We start from the raw sequence: 15844 nt of genomic DNA on the forward strand, positions 1-15844 counted from the left end.
GCGACGGCACGCTGCCGCGCGGTCAGCAGCGGATCGTCGGGCCGCGGGAACGGAATGCGGTCGATGACCACCAGCGACAGCGAAGGGCCGGGCACGTCGACGCCCTGCCACAGCGACAGGGTGCCGAACAATGACGTCTCCAGGTCGGCGGCGAACCGCTCGACAAGTGCGCCGGTCGAGTCGTCGCCCTGGCAGAGCACCGGCGTCTCCAGCCGTTCCCGCATCGCCTCCGCTGCGGTCTTGGCGGCCCGCATCGACGAGAACAAGCCGAGTGTGCGGCCGCGGGCGGCGCTGATCAGCGCGGCGATCTCGGCGAGCTGCTCGGCGGAGCCGGTGCCGTCGCGGCCGGGCGGCGGCAGGTGGCGTGCGACGTAGAGAATCCCCGACTTGGCGTGGGAGAACGGCGATCCCACGTCGATACCGCGCCACTGGACGGACTCGTCGGCCAACCCCCACGCCGAGGCCATCGCATCGAACGAGCCGCCGAGGGTGAGCGTCGCCGAGGTCAGGACCGTGGTGGCGCGGCCGAACAGCCGGCTGCGCAGCAGGCCCGCCACCGAGAGCGGCGCGACGCGCAGCACGGGCCGCACCGATCCCCGGTTGTCCTCGTGGTCGAGCCACACCACGTCGGTGCGCTCGGTGATCGCGACGCCGAACGACTCCAGGATCCGCGCGCAGGTGTCGGCGATGTCCTCGAGGCCGGCGATCGCCTCGGCCCGCGCGGCGGCGGCCTTGGCGTCGCCGGGGGCCGTGTTGATCGCCCGGCGGGCGGCGGTGGCAGCGTCCCGGAGCGCCGCGAGGTAGGCGGTCATCTCATCGTCGAGGTGATCGACGCGACCGGGCGAACCGTCGTGGATCGCCGACGAAAAGGTCGTGGCCGCGGCCTCCAGGCGCTCGCTCAGCTCGGGCCCGACCAGGCGGCTGACTCGTCGTTGCGCGAGCCCGAGGGCGGCCGGCGTCAGCTCTCCGGTGGCCACCGCGGTGACCCGGTCGACGAGTTCGTGGGCCTCGTCGACGACGAGCAGGTCGTGCTCGGGCAGCACCGCCGCCTCGGCGAGCGCGTCGATGGCCAGCAACGCGTGGTTGGTGACGACCACGTCGGCCCGGCCGGCCAGCGCGCGGGCTTTCTCCGCGAAACACTGTGTGCCGAAGGGACAGCGGCCCGCCCCGAGGCACTCCCGGGCCGACACGCTGACCTGCGCCCAGGACCGGTCGGCCACGCCCGGCACCAGCTCGTCGCGGTCGCCGGTTTCGGTGCTCGACGACCACGCGGTCAGTCGCGCCACGTCGCGGCCCAGCGCGGACACCGGCGCGAACAGCGCGTCCTGCGGCGCAGCATCCTCGGAGCCGTTGTGGATCTTGTTCAGGCACAGATAATTTCCGCGTCCCTTGAGGATCGCGAACCGTGGCGGCCGCGGCAGCGAGTCCGCGAGCGAGTCGGCCAGCCGCGGCAGGTCCCTGGCGATGAGCTGTCGCTGCAGTGCGATCGTCGCCGTGGACACCACCACCGGGGTGTCGGTCCCGACCGCGCGGGCTATCGCCGGCACCAGGTAGGCCAGCGACTTGCCGGTGCCGGTGCCGGCCTGCACGGCAAGATGCTCGCAGGTGTCGAAGGCATGCGCCACCGCTTCGGCCATCTCGATCTGGCCCTTGCGTTCGCTGCCGCCCAGCGCGTCAACGGCGGTGGCCAGCAGCTCGGTTACCGTGGCCCCTCCTTGGTCGGCGGCATCATCCTGGTCGGGATGGCCGGTTCGCCACGCGACAGCTTGAGGCCCTCCCACGGCAGGGTTTTCAGCCCGGCGGCCACCCGCGCCCTGGCCGCGTCGAGGTCGTCGTCGGCCACCGGCCGCCCGGAGCTGGCCAACGGCACCGTCACGATGCGGCTCTGCTCGGACACCGCGGGCGGCGCCCCGGCGGGGAAGACGACTTCCTCCACGATCGTGCCAGTCGGCTGCGCCAGCCGCATCGCCTGCTTGCGGCCGCCGTGGGATTCCTTGTGGGTACTGCGCTTTTCGACCGGCATGCCGTCGACCTCGACGAGTTTGTACACCATGCCGGCGGTCGGTGCGCCCGACCCGGTGACCAGCGCCGTGCCGACCCCGTAGCTGTCCACCGGTTCGGCGCGCAACGCGGCGATCGCGAACTCGTCGAGGTCGCCGGACACGACGATCCTGGTGTGCGCGGCGCCCAGCGTGTCGAGTTGTCGGCGCACCTGGCGGGCCAGCACCCCGAGGTCGCCGGAGTCGATGCGCACGGCGCCCAGCCTTGTCCCGGCCACCTGGACTGCGTTCTCCACGCCTCGGGTGATGTCGTAGGTGTCCACCAGCAGCGTGGTATTGACGCCCAGCGCTTCGATCTGGGCGCGGAACGCGGCCCGTTCGTCAGGTCCGTCGGGCGTGGAGTGCAACAACGTGAACGCGTGCGCGCTGGTGCCCAGCGCCGGCACACGGTAGCGGCGCTGCGCCTCCAGGTTCGACGAGCCGGCGAAGCCGGCGATGTAGGCCGCCCGCGCGGCGGCGACGGCGGCGTCCTCGTGTGTTCTGCGCGAGCCCATTTCGATGAGCGGACGTCCGTCGGCCGCCCACACCATGCGCGCGGCCGCGGACGCTATCGCAGTGTCATGGTTGAGAATCGACAGCGCGAGCGTCTCCAGCACCACGCACTCGCCGAACGTGCCGTGCACCGACAGCACCGGCGAGCCCGGGAAGTACAACTCGCCTTCGGGATAGCCGTCGACGTCGCCGCCGAACCGGTAGCCGGCGAGGTAGTCGATGGTCTCGCGGTCCAGAAAGCCGCGCAGCGACGCCAACACCTCCTCGTCGAACCTGAACTCCAACAACGCTTCCAAGAAACGCCCGGTGCCGGCCACGACGCCGTAGCGCCGGCCCTCCGGCAGCCGCCGGGCGAACACCTCGAACGTGGTCTGCCGATGGGCGGTTCCGTCGCGCAGCGCTGCCGACAGCATCGTCAGCTCGTACTTGTCGGTCAGCAGCGCGGTCGGCGCCGCGTGTGCGCTCACACAGGTAACGGTATCGGCTGGCGCGTCTCTTACCGCGCTGATCCTTGCCCCGGGCGGCGGCAAGCTGTGTCGGCCGCCCTCGGTATCCTTGGCGCATGGTTACCCCAGCGCGGACCCGGCCGGGAACCCGCGAGGAGCGCGACGTCGCTCCGGTCGACGCCGCGGACACGCCGTGGGTGACGATCGTCTGGGATGACCCGGTGAACCTGATGACTTACGTGACCTACGTCTTCCAGAAGCTGTTCGGCTACACCGAACCGCACGCCACGAAGCTGATGTTGCAGGTGCACAACGAAGGCAAAGCGGTGGTGTCGGCGGGCAGCCGGGACTCCATGGAGGTCGACGTGTCCAAGCTCCACGCCGCTGGCCTGTGGGCCACGCTGCAGCAAGATCGCTGATCGGCCTCGGGAGACGACGCAACGGTGCGCAAATGGAAGCGGGTCGAGACCGCTGACGGCCTGCGCTTCCGCTCGGCGCTGGCCTCCCACGAGGCGTCGCTGCTGCACAACCTGGTGGCCTCGCTGCTTGCGATGCTCGAAGACCGCGAATCATCGGCACCGTCCGACGAGCTGCAGGCGATCACCGGCATCAGGACCGGCAATTCCCGACGGCCGGAGGACGCCACGATGGCCCGGCTGCTGCCGGATTTCTATCGTTCCGAACGCAGCCACCCGGCCGGGTCGGCCAACGCCGAAAGCCTCAACGCCGCGCTTCGCAGCCTGCACGAGCCGGCCATCATCGACGCCAAGCGCGAGGCGGCTCAGCGGCTGCTGCGCACGATCCCGCAGGGCGGCGGCCGGTTCGAGCTGACGAAGGACGACGCGAACGCGTGGATCGCCGCGGTGAACGATGTGCGCCTCGCGCTGGGCACGATGCTGGGCATCGGTCCGGACGGACCGGACCGGCTGCCCGATGATCACCCGCTGGCGGGGCACCTCGACGTCTACCAGTGGCTGACCGTGATGCAGGAGTATCTGGTGGTCGCGCTGACGGGGAAGCGCTGAACCGGTGAGCTCCCCCCAGACCGGTTCGATCACCGACGTCGCCGGCATCCTCGTCGGCCACTATCACCGGCTGTGCGCGGACGCCACCCGCGAGTCGGGCTGGGCCACCGGCAGCACCGTCGTGCTGACGCCCCCCGGCACGGTCGGCTCCGTCGATGTCCGCGGCGGCGCGCCGGGCACCCGTGAGACCGATCTGCTCGACCCCTCCAACACCGTCCGGCTCGTCGACGCGGTACTGCTGACCGGCGGCAGCGCGTACGGTCTGGCGGCCGCCGACGGCGTGATGAGGTGGCTGGAGGAACATCGGCGGGGCGTGCGGTTCGACGACGGCACCGGCGACAAGGTCGTGCCGATCGTGCCCGCGGCGGTGGTCTTCGACCTGACCGTCGGCGACTGGTCGCTGCGGCCCGACGCCGAATTCGGATACGCTGCAGCGCGATCCGCCGGACGCGACGTCGCGCGGGGATCCGTCGGCGCGGGGGCCGGGGCGCACGCCGGGGTCCTCAAGGGCGGCATCGGCACCGCGTCGACGGTGTTGTCCTCGGGCGTCACGGTCGGCGCGCTGGTGGTGAACAACTGCGTCGGCGACGTTGTCGACCCGGCCACCGGCCTGCCGTGGGCGAGCTACCTGTCCCAACAGCTCGGGCTGGTGGCGCCGCCACCGGCGCAGGTCGCCGCCTACGGTGCGCTCGTCGCTCAGCGGGATCGCTTCGCGGCCGCGTTCAACAGCACCATCGGGGTCGTTGCCACCGACGCCGCGCTGAGCATGTCGGCGTGCCGGCGCGTCGCGATCGCCGCCCATGACGGCCTGGCCCGTGCGATCCGTCCGTCACACACCCCGATGGACGGCGACGCCGTCTTCGCCCTGGCCACCGGCGCGGTGGAGGTGCCGCCCAGCGGCGGCCTTCCCGCGTCGATGTCGGCCGAGGCCGAGCTCACCGCCGCCGTCGGAACGGCCGCGGCGGAATGCCTGGCCCAGGCGATCGTGGTCGCGGTGCTGACGGCCACTGCGGTCGCCGGAATACCCACCTATCGTGACGTGTTGCCCGGGGCGTTCGCGTGAAAGGCGTGAAAAGGAGGGTGAGCCGGTGCTGGTGATACGCGCCGACCTGGTCGACGCCATGGTGGCTCACGCCCGCGCCGACCACCCGGACGAGGCCTGCGGGGTGATCGCGGCCCCGGCGGGCTCCGACCGCCCGGAGCGTCACATCGCGATGACCAACGCCGAACGGTCGCCGACGTTCTACCGCTTCGACTCCGGCGAGCAGCTGCGGGTGTGGCGTGAGATGGACGGCAGCGACGAGGTCCCCGTCGTGATCTATCACTCGCACACCGCCACCGAGGCCTATCCCAGCCGCACCGACGTCTCGTGCGCCGCCGAACCCGGCGCGCACTACGTGCTGGTGTCCACCCGCGACCCGGACACCCACGAGCTGCGCAGTTACCGGATCGTCGACGGCGTGGTCACCGAGGAGCCGGTGACCGTCGTCGACCACTACGACAGCGTCAGCGAAGGAGCACACCCGTGACCGTCAGCGTGTCGATACCGACCATCCTGCGCACACACACCGGCGGCGAGAAGCGCGTCACCGCGACCGGCGAGACGCTGCAGGCGGTGATCTCGGACCTGGAGTCCAACTACTCGGGCATCTCCGAGCGCCTGATCGACCCGTCCTCTCCGGGCAAGCTGCACCGCTTCGTCAACATCTATGTCAACGACGAGGATGTGCGGTTCTCCGGCGGTCTGAACACCGAGATCGCCGACGGCGACACGGTCACGATCCTGCCGGCCGTGGCAGGAGGGTGAGGGTGGTTCGCGATTGACCCGATACGACTCCGTTCTCAACGCGCTCGGCGACACCCCGCTGGTCGGCCTGCACCGCCTGTCGCCCGGCTGGGATGACCAGCCCCATGTGCGGCTGTGGGCGAAGCTCGAGGACCGCAACCCGACCGGCTCGATCAAGGACCGGCCCGCGCTGCGGATGATCGAGGACGCCGAGCGCGACGGCGTGCTCAGGCCCGGCGCCACGATCCTCGAGCCCACCAGCGGCAACACCGGCATTTCGCTGGCGATGGCCGCCCTGCTCAAGGGCTACACGATGATCTGCGTGATGCCCGAGAACACGTCGGTCGAGCGCCGGCAACTGCTTGAGCTCTACGGCGCCCGGATCATCTTCTCGCCGGCCGAAGGGGGGTCCAACACCGCGGTGGCCCGCGCCAAGGAGCTGGCGGCGCAGAACCCGTCGTGGGTGATGCTCTACCAGTACGGCAACGAGGCGAACTCCGCGGCCCACTACACCGGCACCGGCCCGGAGCTGCTGGCCGACCTGCCGGAGATCACGCACTTCGTCGCCGGACTCGGCACCACCGGCACGCTGATGGGCACCGGGCGCTTCCTGCGTGAGCATGTGCCTGACATTCAGATCGTCGCCGCCGAGCCCCGCTACGGCGAGGGTGTGTACGCGCTGCGCAACATCGACGAGGGCTTCGTTCCCGAGCTCTACGACCCCGACGTGCTGACCATGCGCTACTCGGTCTCCTCGTTCGACGCGATCCGGCGCACCAGGGAACTGGTGCGAACCGAGGGCATCTTCGCCGGCATCTCGACCGGTGCCGTGCTGCACGCCGCGCTCGGCATGGCGGCCAAGGCGGTGACCGCCGGCCGGCGTGCCGACATCGCGTTCGTGGTGGCCGACGCCGGATGGAAGTATCTGTCGACCGGCGCGTACGCCGGTAGCCTGGATGAGGCCGAGGAGGCTTTGGAAGGGCAGTTATGGGCGTGACCGGGCCGGCCGGATATCCGGCGACACCTGCACGGCGGCCGAAGAAGCGGCCGCTGTGGGTGACCGGTGGCCTGACGATCCTCACCTTCGTCGCGCTGCTCTACATCATCGAGGCGATCAACCAGCTCGACGGCGGCCGTCTCGACAACAACGGCATCCGCCCGCTGGAGACCGACGGCCTGTGGGGCATCGTCTTCGCGCCGCTGCTGCACGCGAACTGGCAGCACCTGATCGCCAACACCGGCCCCGCCCTGGTGCTGGGCTTCCTCGTGACGCTGGCCGGGCTGTCGCGGTTCGTCTTCGCGACCGCGATCATCTGGATCGTCGGGGGCTTCGGCACCTGGCTGATCGGAAACCTCGGCGCACCGCCCGGTGTCGAAACCAACCACATCGGGGCCTCGGGCCTGATCTTCGGGTGGCTGACCTTCCTGCTGGTGTTCGGGTTTTTCACCCGCACGGTGTGGGAGATCGTCGTGGGGCTGGTGGTGCTGATCGCCTATGGCGGCATTCTGCTCGGTGTGCTGCCCGGCACCTACGGCGTGTCCTGGCAGGGCCACCTGTGCGGCGCGATCGGGGGCGTGCTGGCGGCGTACTGGCTGTCGGCTCCCGAACGCAAGGCCCGTGAGCGGCGGCGCAGTGGAGCGAAGCCGCCATCGCTGAGGCCGTGAGTTCGCCGTTCGCGCCCGTCGGAGTGTTCGACTCCGGCGTCGGCGGCCTGACCGTCGCGCGGGCCGTCATCGACCAGCTGCCCGACGAGGACATCATCTACGTCGGCGACACCGCCAACGGCCCGTACGGCCCGCTGACCATTCCCGAGATCCGCGCACATGCGCTGGCCATCGGGGACGACCTCGTTTCCCGCGGCGTCAAGGCGCTGGTGATCGCCTGCAACAGCGCGTCGTCGGCGTGCCTGCGCGACGCCCGGGAGCGCTACGCGCCGGTGCCGGTCGTGGAGGTGATCCTGCCCGCGGTGCGCCGCGCGGTGGCCGCCACCCACAACGGCCGCATCGGGGTCATCGGCACCGAGGCGACGATCGCGTCGGGCGCCTACCAGGACGCGTTCGCGGCCGCCCGCGACACCGTCGTCACCGGGGTGGCGTGCCCGCGTTTCGTCGACTTCGTCGAGCGCGGCGTCACGAGCGGGCGTCAGGTGCTGGGCCTGGCCGAGGGCTACCTGGAGCCGCTGCAGCGCGCCGGGGTGGACACGTTGGTGCTGGGCTGCACCCACTACCCGCTGCTGTCGGGGCTGATCCAGCTGGCGATGGGCGAAGCGGTCACGCTGGTGTCCAGCGCCGAGGAGACCGCCAAAGACCTGCTGCGGGTGCTCACCGAGCTGGATCTGCTGCGGCCGCACGATGCGCCGCCCGCCACCCGGGTGTTCGAGGCGACCGGCGATCCCGAGGCGTTCACGCGGCTGGCGGCCCGCTTCCTCGGGCCCGCGCTCGACGGCGTCCGGCCTGTCCGGCGTCACGTTGGCGTCCAATCATGAGACCCGTCGCGTATTGCGAAGATGTCTTCGTCAACCCGACATCCGGCGTGGCAAGCTAGTCACTGTGCGAATCACCGTGCTCGGCTGCTCGGGCAGCGTCACCGGACCCGATTCGCCATGTTCCGGCTATCTGCTGACCGCACCGGGCGCTCCGCCGCTGGCCGTGGACTTCGGCAACGGAGTGCTGGGGTCGCTGCAGCGGCACGCCGACCCTGGCTCCGTCCATGTGCTGCTGAGCCATCTGCACGCCGACCACTGCATCGACCTGCCCGCGCTGTTCGTGTGGCGCCGGTACCACCCGAATCCGCCGGCGGGTAAGGGGCTGATGTACGGGCCGACCGATACCTGGTCGCGGCTCGCGCAGGCCTCCTCCCCGTTCGGCGGTGAGCTCGACGACTTCTCCGACATCTTCGACGTGCGGCACTGGGCCGACGGCCAGGAGGTGGAGTTCGGATCACTGACCGTGCTGCCCCGCTCGGTGGCCCACCCGACCGAGTCCTACGGCCTGCGGATCACCGACTCGTCGGGTGCGGTGCTGGCCTACAGCGGTGACACGGGGGTGTGTGATTCGCTGGTCGACCTCGCCCGGGGTGCCGACGCGTTCCTGTGCGAGGCGTCGTGGACACACGCACCGGGCCGGCGTCCGGAGCATCTGCACCTGTCGGGCACCGAGGCGGGTCAGATCGCGGCGCGGGCCGGGGTGGGTGAGCTGCTGCTGACCCACATCCCGCCGTGGACGTCCCGCGAGGACGTCATCACCGAGGCCAAGGCGGAATTCGACGGCCCGGTGCGCGCGGTGGTGTGCCAGGAGACCATCGACATCAGCCACTAGGGTTGATCAAGTGTCGAGTCGAGAAGACGGCCGCCTCGACGACGAGATGCGGCCGGTCACGATAACCCGCGGGTTCACCTCTCATCCGGCGGGCTCGGTGCTCGTCGAGTTCGGTCAGACCCGCGTCATGTGCACCGCGAGCGTGACCGAGGGCGTCCCGCGCTGGCGCAAGGGACGCGGCGAAGGATGGCTCACCGCCGAATACGCGATGCTGCCCGCGGCGACCCACGAGCGCTCGGACCGCGAATCCGTGAAGGGCCGCATCGGCGGCCGCACGCAGGAGATCAGCCGGCTCGTCGGACGGTCGCTGCGGGCGTGCATCGACCTTGCCGCGCTGGGGGAGAACACCATCGCGATCGACTGCGACGTGCTGCAGGCCGACGGCGGCACCCGCACCGCCGCGATCACCGGCGCCTATGTCGCGCTCGCCGACGCGGTGACGTATCTGTCGGCGGCCGGCAAGCTCTCCGATCCGCGGCCGCTGTCGTGCGCTATCGCCGCGGTCAGCGTCGGCGTCGTCGACGGGCGGGTGCGGGTCGACCTGCCGTACGCCGAGGACGCGCGTGCGGAGGTCGACATGAACGTGGTCGCCACGGACACCGGAACTCTCGTTGAGATTCAGGGCACCGGGGAAGGTGCAACGTTCCCGCGCTCGACATTGGACAAGATGCTCGACGCCGCGCTCGCCGCCACCCAGAAGCTGTTCGCGGTGCAGCGCGTCGCGCTGGAGCTGCCCTATCCCGGTGTGCTGCCGGAGGGACCGGCGGCCAAGAAGGCCTTCGGTAATTGACCCGCCTGCTGGTGGCCAGCCGCAACCGCAAGAAGTTGGCGGAGATGCAGCGGGTTCTCGACGCGGCCGGGCTGTCGGGGATTTCGCTGGTCTCGCTCGACGACGTGGCGCCGTTCGGCGAGTCGCCGGAGACGGGCGCGACGTTCGAGGAGAACGCACTGGCCAAGGCGCGTGACGCGTACGCCGCGACCGGGCTGGCGTCCGTCGCCGACGACTCGGGTCTGCAGGTCGCCGCGCTGAACGGGATGCCGGGTGTTCTGTCGGCGCGCTGGGCGGGCACCCACGGCGACGACCACGCGAACAACGCGTTGCTGCTCGCCCACCTGCGCGATGTGCCGCGCGCACGCCGGGGAGCCGCGTTCGTCTCGGCGTGCGCGCTGGTGACCGCCGACGCGGAGACCGTCGTGCGCGCTGAGTGGCCCGGTTCGATCGGCGGGGCGCCAACCGGCGACGGCGGGTTCGGCTACGACCCGCTGTTCATTCCCGAGGGGATGGACCGCACCGCCGCGCAGCTGAGCCCGGCCGAGAAGGATGCACTGTCTCATCGCGGGCGCGCCCTGCAGAAGCTGGTCCCCGCGTTGCGGGAGCTCTGAGCCCGCACCGCTTGTCTACAGGTTGAAGCGGGCCTTGACGTCCTTGGTGCGGAAGTGCTCGAGGACGATGCCGAGCAGCGGGATCGTGCCGGCCAGCAGCGTGCCGATCGTGGTCGGGATCGGCCAGCGCACCTTCACCGCCAGATTCATGGTGGCCAGCAGGTAGACGAAGTACACCCAGCCGTGCACGGTGGCGACCCACCCGATTTTGACGTCGAAGACGTAGTGCGCGACGATCTCGCCGCACAGCAGGATCAGCCAGATGCCCGTCGTCCACGCCATCACCCGATAGGCCAGCAGTGCGGTGCGGATCTTGTTCGTGTCCGCGCGCGACGGCGCCGGGGTTTCCTCTGAGGTCATGCGGTGGTCCTGTCATGGTTCGTGGGCCGGTCTTGCTTGGCGAGTTCGGCAAGGTATGCGTTGTACTCGCGCAGCGCAGGGTCCTGGGGTTCGGGGCCGACGGTCTTGGGGCGCTCGGGCAGCAGGCCGGCCGGGATCTCGGTGACCGCGTCGGGCTTGTGTGCCGGCGGCGGCTCCTCCTCGTAGCGGACGAACTTGCGATAGGCGTAGACCACGAACGCGGCGAACAGCGGCCACTGCAGCGCGTAGCCGAGGTTCTGTCCGGTGCCGGTTGCCGACTCGTAGCGCTGCCACTGCCACCAGCCCAGCGCCAGGCAGGCGAGCGCGGCGAAGATCACCAGCGCGATCAGCGCGGGCCTCCGACGCCGGGTAGTGGACACCTGTCGACGGTACCGCGCCACCCTTGGTTCGCTCATGCGCGAGTGGCGGAACTGCCCGAAGACCTCACGTTGCGCCCCCACGTAGGGCACCGCACCGACGGCCTCGTCGGGGTCTCGAAGCGATACGATCGCTAGGCGCGCGGGCGTGGTGGAATTAGGCAGACACTCCGGTTTTAGGTGCCGGCGCTCGAAAGAGTGTGAGGGTTCGAGTCCCTCCGCCCGCACCGAAGCTGCCCACCAGTTTACGCAGTTAGACAGCGGTTTGCGTGTTTGCTAGGGAACGTCGGAGGGCCCCGTGGCCACGTTTTGGCCACATTTTCGCGTGAATACCGGCTATGCAGCGTCACCGCGACCGCATCAAGGTCGTCGTCGAAGAGGTCCGCGTAGGTGTCCTAGGTGACCTTTGCCGATGTGTGTCCGAGCATGCGCTGCAGCGCCAACACGTTGACCCCCGCCGACACCGCCAGGCTGGCGCACGTGTGCCGCAGATCGTGCGGCGTGATCGACTGCACTCCCGTCTGTTTCACCGCGCGGACGAACCACCCGTTGGTCGACTTCGGACACGGCAGATACCCGCCGTCGCCCCCGGCGAACACCAGATCACCCGGCGCCTTGTCCTCGCACTGCCGCGACCGTTCGTCGAGGAACGAACTCAGGCACCGGCACCGAGCGGGCCTTGCGTCCCTTGGTCGGTCCGACCGCATGGCGCGCGCCGGGCTGGACGGCGTTCTGCGGCACCGTGAGCCGCCGTCACAGGAACTCCACGTCGCGGACCCGCAGCGCGACCGCCACCAGAGCCTATTGCCAGCCCATCGATCCCGGGACCCCCTTGACGGGGCTCGGCCACCCCGGTGGTTATCCAGCCCCATAGAAGTCGCCGGGCTTGCGGGATGACCTGCTCGGCATTGACGGTGCAGCGGTCGGCATGTGCGGCCGTCAACTGAAAGTGAGAGCAGACCACGCTGACGGACTAGCGCTCATGCCAAACCGAATTTCCATGGGATTGACGGCCCTTTCCCTGTCCGTCTACCTGGCCGCTGGTGCGCCAGCCGGAGCGGACTCCTTGGTGGCCGCTGGGCGCCCCGGTGGTTAACTAGCTTGCCCGTTGGAATTCGTCGGGGCCGATGCAGCGGCGATGACGTCGGCCAGCCGTTCAACGGCTGTGACGAGCGCCCATAACGCCTCGGTAGGCGATCGTGACTCCGGTGACCGATATGGCGCTCTGGCATCAGAGGCATGGCGGCCCCATCTCGGTGGTGGAGTCATGGAGATCGCGGTGGAAGCCGCCGCACTGGCGCCGCTGGACCTAGTGGCGGATCTCGCGTGTCTGGGCGAGCCTTCCAGACCACCGCGCCGCTCGGGGTGCGACCCGTCGCTGCCGAGGCGGAGGCCCGAATCGTCCCATCGAAACCACCACCGTCGACCATCAGGGTCGGCCGCGGCAAGATGATCGCCGTGGTGGCCGCTTTGGAGTACGCAGCTGTGCAGCAGGGCGACCTCTTTCCCGCCCAACCAGGTACCGAACGACCGTCTTAGCGGTTCATCGAGCGTCACGGTGGCGCGGCACCGATCGACGTCCACTGCCCTAACCGCGATCCCGGTTGACGACGCCCTGGAGGCGCCGCAGGTCATTCACCGACAGTTACCTTCCTCAGGCTCGAGCACGGTCCTAGCGCGAGACGGCGGTTGCGACGTTGCTGCCGGACTGGTGTTCCGGGATGCCTGAGGCTTCATTGTCGACCGCACTTGTCAGTGGTGCCGGCAATCTCTGCGGCGTTTCGTACGGCCTCTGGGCGATCTGAACCGCGGGTTTGTCCCTGCGCCTGTGGACGTTCGGTGGTGTCGTGGTCAGCCCAATGGCAGCGAAGATCAGGTGTCGATCCGTCTCATGAGCAAATGCGCTGGATGAGGATCATGTCCTCCTCAAGCTGGCGACGCATCCGTTCGGCGGCTCAGAACCTTATGGACGGTCAAAATCGGCGAAGTCGGCAGCCTCTTTGCGCCACCCCACTTTCCCCCGCCACAAACGCGGATGGTGACTGCTCGGGTTCAACATAAGGATGACCGAAGCCGAAAAGATCAGTCAATCTTTCAGATTCGGAGCCACCGACGACTGGTCATGACCCATCCCGTATACCCGGCCACCCCCTCGCGGATCTCGGTGATGCGTGTGATCGGCCCTCGCGCCTGTGTGTGATCGACGCGTCGGCAGGCGTTGACACCCGGCCTCGCGCGGAGCAGAGTCGGAAAAGCTGGTGGAGGTGATGTCATTGCCAGAGCGCGTTGAGGTACACATGCGCGACAGCGACGCGTTCTCGTGGTACATGGAGAAGGACCCGCTGCTGCGCTCGACGGTTGTGTGCGTCCTGCTCCTGGATGGCAGCCCGGACTGGGATCAGTTGCCGGAACGGCTCGAACGCAGCACGCGGCTGTCGCCGGGGTTTCGGCACCGGGTCGTGTTGCCTCCGCTACGGCTGGCCACGCCCCGCTGGGTCGTCGATCCCGATTTCGAGCTGTCGTGGCACGTTCGCCGGTTCGAGGCCGCACCCCCGAAGACGCTGGCGATGGTCCTGGAGTTCGCTCGCAAGACCGGCATGGCGGGCCTCGATCGTGATCGGCCGCTGTGGGAGTTCACGTTCATCGAGGGGCTCGACGGCGGCCAGACGGCCCTGGTGATGAAGCTCCACCACTCGCTGACCGACGGCGTGGGTGGCATGGACATTGCGCGATTGCTGCTCGACGTCGAACCCGACCCCGGCGAGCTCGGACCGATGCCCGAAGCGCCGGTGGGAGAGCACCTCGGCACCGTCGAACTGGCCCGGGATGCGCTCAGCTACGACTGGTCGCAACTCTTCGACTTCTCCAAGCGCCGCCTCACCTCGGCGGTCGGCGACGTGACGCACGCGCTGCGGCATCCCCGCGAAACCGTCAACGAGACGGTCGCGACCGGCCAGTCGATCGCGCGCTTCGTTACACCTGTGTCCGACACCCTGTCGCCGGTCATGACCGAGCGCCACCTGGCCTGGCACTACGACGTTCTCAAGTTCCCGCTGGCCGACATGCTGAGCGCCGCGCACGCCGCGGGCGCTTCGCACAACGATGCCTTCCTCTCCGGTGTCACGGCAGGATTGCGCCTTTACCACGAACGGCACGACACGCAGATCGACGAACTGCGTGTCACGATGCCGGTCAGCATCCGCAAGGCGGACGACCCGATCGGCGGCAACCGCATCACGATCATGAGGTTCAAGGTTCCCGTGGGTATCGCCGACCCGAGCAAGCGGATGGCGGAGACTCACATTCGCTGCGAGTCCGTGAAGACCGACCGGTCACTGCCCTTAACGAACGCGATCGCCGGCACATTGAACCTGTTGCCGCGTGCCTACATCGGCGGGATGCTCAAGCACATTGACTTCATCGCGAGCAACGTGCCCGGAATCCCAGTGCCGCTGTACCTCACTGGCGCGAAGATCGACAGCTTCTACGGCTTCGGTCCCACAATCGGCGCCGCCTTGAACATCACCCTGATCTCCTACTGCGGCACCTGCTACGTGGGCGCCAACATCGACACTGGTGCCGTGCCCGACCCCGACGTGCTGATGGACTGCCTGCAGAATGGCTTCGACGAGGTTCTCGCCGTCGGGGGCGGAACTGGACGTACGGTGTTGCCGATCAACCCACGCCGGGCCCGCAGCCGCCGAGGCGCTGGCGGCGCTGTCAGCCGATGAAGTGGCTGAGCGCCTAGTCCTCGACTGGTCGTCGCTGCTACGTCACCGGACGTTCTACAAGGCGGTGTTCCGGCCGTCCGTGCTGCGGGCGAATCGGCTTGCCGCCGAGGCAGTCGACATCTCCCGCCCTGGCGGTAATGGGCCGATGCTGCCGCCCGGTCTGAAGTTCCACGGCTGCGGCACACCTACGCGAGCTTGTGCGTCGCGGCCGGGATTCCGCCCCTGCACCTGAGCCGGTTCACGGGCCACGCCAAGGTCACGACGACGCTGGCGGTCTACACGCACCTGTTCGACGACGATCACGCCGAGACGATGGCCGCACTTGAGGCGATGAGCCGACCCTTCACCGCGCCAAACGTGGTGCCGATGCGGCGGAGGAGTTGGGTCTGTACGGGCTGGGCGTGGACGCTGCCCGACGGCGGATATGGCTGGAGCAACGCTGGTTTGGTCGCCGGAGACGGTGCGTCACTGCTTCGACATGGGACCCCGCGAGCCAGCACCCAGAGCCGGTCGACGTCGAAACAGCAGCCCTCGATGAAGCTGATGACGGCTATGACCCCATCGAGTTCGCCGAGCAGGACGACGAGTTTGACCTCGCCTACAGCCTGGCGCCACTGCATCGGGTGTCTACGGGGTACCGGTGACGTCAAAGCGAGCCGAATTGGCCTCCGCCTGCGGTGCCCTCCACGCCTGACGCGTGGTTGGTGGACCTCAGCCACTGCCACCGATCTGGGGTAAGCACCCAGCAGCTTCCATCCCCGTCTTTGTCGACGATGAGTACACCGCTCGGATAGATCGTGTACTGAGCGACGTCACCGAAGTCATAGGTTTCCCACCCGGTGGATGGCTCCTGGCTGCCTTCTTCG

General features: G+C 69.1%; 17 protein-coding genes, 1 tRNA gene and 2 pseudogenes. 14 read left to right on the forward strand and 6 right to left on the reverse strand.

What is annotated here, in order from left to right:
- The coding region (locus tag VKG81_RS04375; protein ID WP_324390100.1) for an ATP-dependent DNA helicase at positions 1-1694 on the reverse strand (1694 nt) is incomplete at its 3' end.
- Between the two features lie 5 nt (positions 1695-1699).
- On the reverse strand, positions 1700-2965 hold the full coding sequence (locus tag VKG81_RS04380; protein WP_324390102.1) for a nicotinate phosphoribosyltransferase: 1266 nt from the start codon (positions 2963-2965) through the stop codon (positions 1700-1702).
- A gap of 149 nt (positions 2966-3114) precedes the next feature.
- Between VKG81_RS04380 and clpS the strand changes: the two genes are divergently transcribed.
- The 11 genes from clpS to rdgB all read left to right on the forward strand — a co-directional run bounded on the left by clpS (position 3115) and on the right by rdgB (position 10510).
- On the forward strand, positions 3115-3417 hold the full coding sequence (gene clpS / locus VKG81_RS04385; protein ID WP_324390072.1) for an ATP-dependent Clp protease adapter ClpS: 303 nt from the start codon (positions 3115-3117) through the stop codon (positions 3415-3417).
- 24 nt (positions 3418-3441) lie between these two features.
- Complete coding sequence (locus VKG81_RS04390) at positions 3442-4023, forward strand: DUF2017 domain-containing protein (protein ID WP_324390074.1); 582 nt, start codon at positions 3442-3444, stop codon at positions 4021-4023.
- 4 nt (positions 4024-4027) lie between these two features.
- The gene (locus VKG81_RS04395; RefSeq protein ID WP_324390076.1) at positions 4028-5086 is read left to right on the forward strand and encodes a P1 family peptidase; all 1059 of its coding nucleotides are present in this window, start codon (positions 4028-4030) and stop codon (positions 5084-5086) included.
- Between the two features lie 25 nt (positions 5087-5111).
- Entirely contained in the window at positions 5112-5552 is a 441-nt protein-coding gene (locus VKG81_RS04400; protein WP_324390078.1) for a M67 family metallopeptidase, read from the forward strand.
- The gene (locus tag VKG81_RS04405) at positions 5549-5830 is read left to right on the forward strand and encodes a MoaD/ThiS family protein (protein WP_324390080.1); all 282 of its coding nucleotides are present in this window, start codon (positions 5549-5551) and stop codon (positions 5828-5830) included. The genes VKG81_RS04400 and VKG81_RS04405 overlap by 4 nt, the downstream gene beginning before the upstream one ends.
- A 13-nt stretch (positions 5831-5843) precedes the next feature.
- Complete coding sequence (locus VKG81_RS04410; RefSeq protein WP_324390082.1) at positions 5844-6806, forward strand: cysteine synthase; 963 nt, start codon at positions 5844-5846, stop codon at positions 6804-6806.
- On the forward strand, positions 6797-7474 hold the full coding sequence (locus tag VKG81_RS04415; RefSeq protein ID WP_324390084.1) for a rhomboid family intramembrane serine protease: 678 nt from the start codon (positions 6797-6799) through the stop codon (positions 7472-7474). Before VKG81_RS04410 ends, VKG81_RS04415 begins: the two co-directional genes overlap by 10 nt.
- Positions 7471-8295 (forward strand): glutamate racemase, encoded by an 825-nt coding sequence (gene murI, locus VKG81_RS04420; protein ID WP_324390086.1) that lies wholly within the window; start codon positions 7471-7473, stop codon positions 8293-8295. The genes VKG81_RS04415 and murI overlap by 4 nt, the downstream gene beginning before the upstream one ends.
- Before the next feature lie 64 nt (positions 8296-8359).
- The gene (locus VKG81_RS04425) at positions 8360-9127 is read left to right on the forward strand and encodes a cyclic nucleotide-degrading phosphodiesterase (RefSeq protein WP_324390088.1); all 768 of its coding nucleotides are present in this window, start codon (positions 8360-8362) and stop codon (positions 9125-9127) included.
- A gap of 10 nt (positions 9128-9137) precedes the next feature.
- Positions 9138-9917, forward strand: coding sequence for a ribonuclease PH (gene rph, locus VKG81_RS04430; RefSeq protein WP_324390090.1), 780 nt, complete (start codon positions 9138-9140; stop codon positions 9915-9917).
- The gene (gene rdgB, locus VKG81_RS04435) at positions 9914-10510 is read left to right on the forward strand and encodes an RdgB/HAM1 family non-canonical purine NTP pyrophosphatase (RefSeq protein WP_324390091.1); all 597 of its coding nucleotides are present in this window, start codon (positions 9914-9916) and stop codon (positions 10508-10510) included. The genes rph and rdgB overlap by 4 nt, the downstream gene beginning before the upstream one ends.
- A 15-nt stretch (positions 10511-10525) precedes the next feature.
- Here rdgB and VKG81_RS04440 read toward each other — a convergent pair whose 3' ends face one another.
- Together VKG81_RS04440 and VKG81_RS04445 are read right to left on the reverse strand one after the other, a co-directional pair.
- On the reverse strand, positions 10526-10870 hold the full coding sequence (locus VKG81_RS04440; protein WP_324390093.1) for a DUF3817 domain-containing protein: 345 nt from the start codon (positions 10868-10870) through the stop codon (positions 10526-10528).
- Positions 10867-11250: a hypothetical protein gene (locus VKG81_RS04445; RefSeq protein WP_324390095.1), complete on the reverse strand. Its 384-nt coding sequence runs from the start codon at positions 11248-11250 to the stop codon at positions 10867-10869. Before VKG81_RS04445 ends, VKG81_RS04440 begins: the two co-directional genes overlap by 4 nt.
- Before the next feature lie 139 nt (positions 11251-11389).
- Here VKG81_RS04445 and VKG81_RS04450 point away from each other — a divergent pair.
- Positions 11390-11474: transfer RNA gene (locus VKG81_RS04450), tRNA-Leu, on the forward strand.
- A gap of 18 nt (positions 11475-11492) precedes the next feature.
- Here the strand turns inward: VKG81_RS04450 and VKG81_RS04455 are convergent.
- Positions 11493-12039, reverse strand: a pseudogene (locus VKG81_RS04455) (tyrosine-type recombinase/integrase); the annotation flags it as partial.
- Positions 12040-13544: 1505 nt separating this feature from the next.
- Between VKG81_RS04455 and VKG81_RS04460 the strand changes: the two are divergent.
- Positions 13545-14978 (forward strand): wax ester/triacylglycerol synthase domain-containing protein, encoded by a 1434-nt coding sequence (locus tag VKG81_RS04460; protein ID WP_324390096.1) that lies wholly within the window; start codon positions 13545-13547, stop codon positions 14976-14978.
- A gap of 396 nt (positions 14979-15374) precedes the next feature.
- Positions 15375-15452: pseudogene (locus tag VKG81_RS21455) on the forward strand (hypothetical protein); the annotation flags it as partial.
- A 172-nt stretch (positions 15453-15624) separates the two neighbouring features.
- Here VKG81_RS21455 and VKG81_RS04465 read toward each other — a convergent pair.
- Positions 15625-15844 (reverse strand): hypothetical protein (locus tag VKG81_RS04465; RefSeq protein ID WP_324390098.1); only part of this gene is annotated, 220 nt, incomplete at its 5' end.

The sequence above is a fragment of the Mycobacterium sp. genome, from assembly GCF_035314905.1.
Taxonomy (GTDB): domain Bacteria; phylum Actinomycetota; class Actinomycetes; order Mycobacteriales; family Mycobacteriaceae; genus Mycobacterium.

What these genes read in the sequence shown, in the direction of transcription:
- VKG81_RS04380 (WP_324390102.1), bottom strand. Translation starts at nt 2,965, where the DNA reads ATGCTGTCGGCAGCGCTGCGCGACGGAACCGCCCATCGGCAGACCACG.
- clpS (WP_324390072.1), top strand. Translation starts at nt 3,115, where the DNA reads ATGGTTACCCCAGCGCGGACCCGGCCGGGAACCCGCGAGGAGCGCGAC.
- VKG81_RS04415 (WP_324390084.1), top strand. Translation starts at nt 6,797, where the DNA reads ATGGGCGTGACCGGGCCGGCCGGATATCCGGCGACACCTGCACGGCGG.
- VKG81_RS04440 (WP_324390093.1), bottom strand. Translation starts at nt 10,870, where the DNA reads ATGACCTCAGAGGAAACCCCGGCGCCGTCGCGCGCGGACACGAACAAG.
- VKG81_RS04460 (WP_324390096.1), top strand. Translation starts at nt 13,545, where the DNA reads ATGCGCGACAGCGACGCGTTCTCGTGGTACATGGAGAAGGACCCGCTG.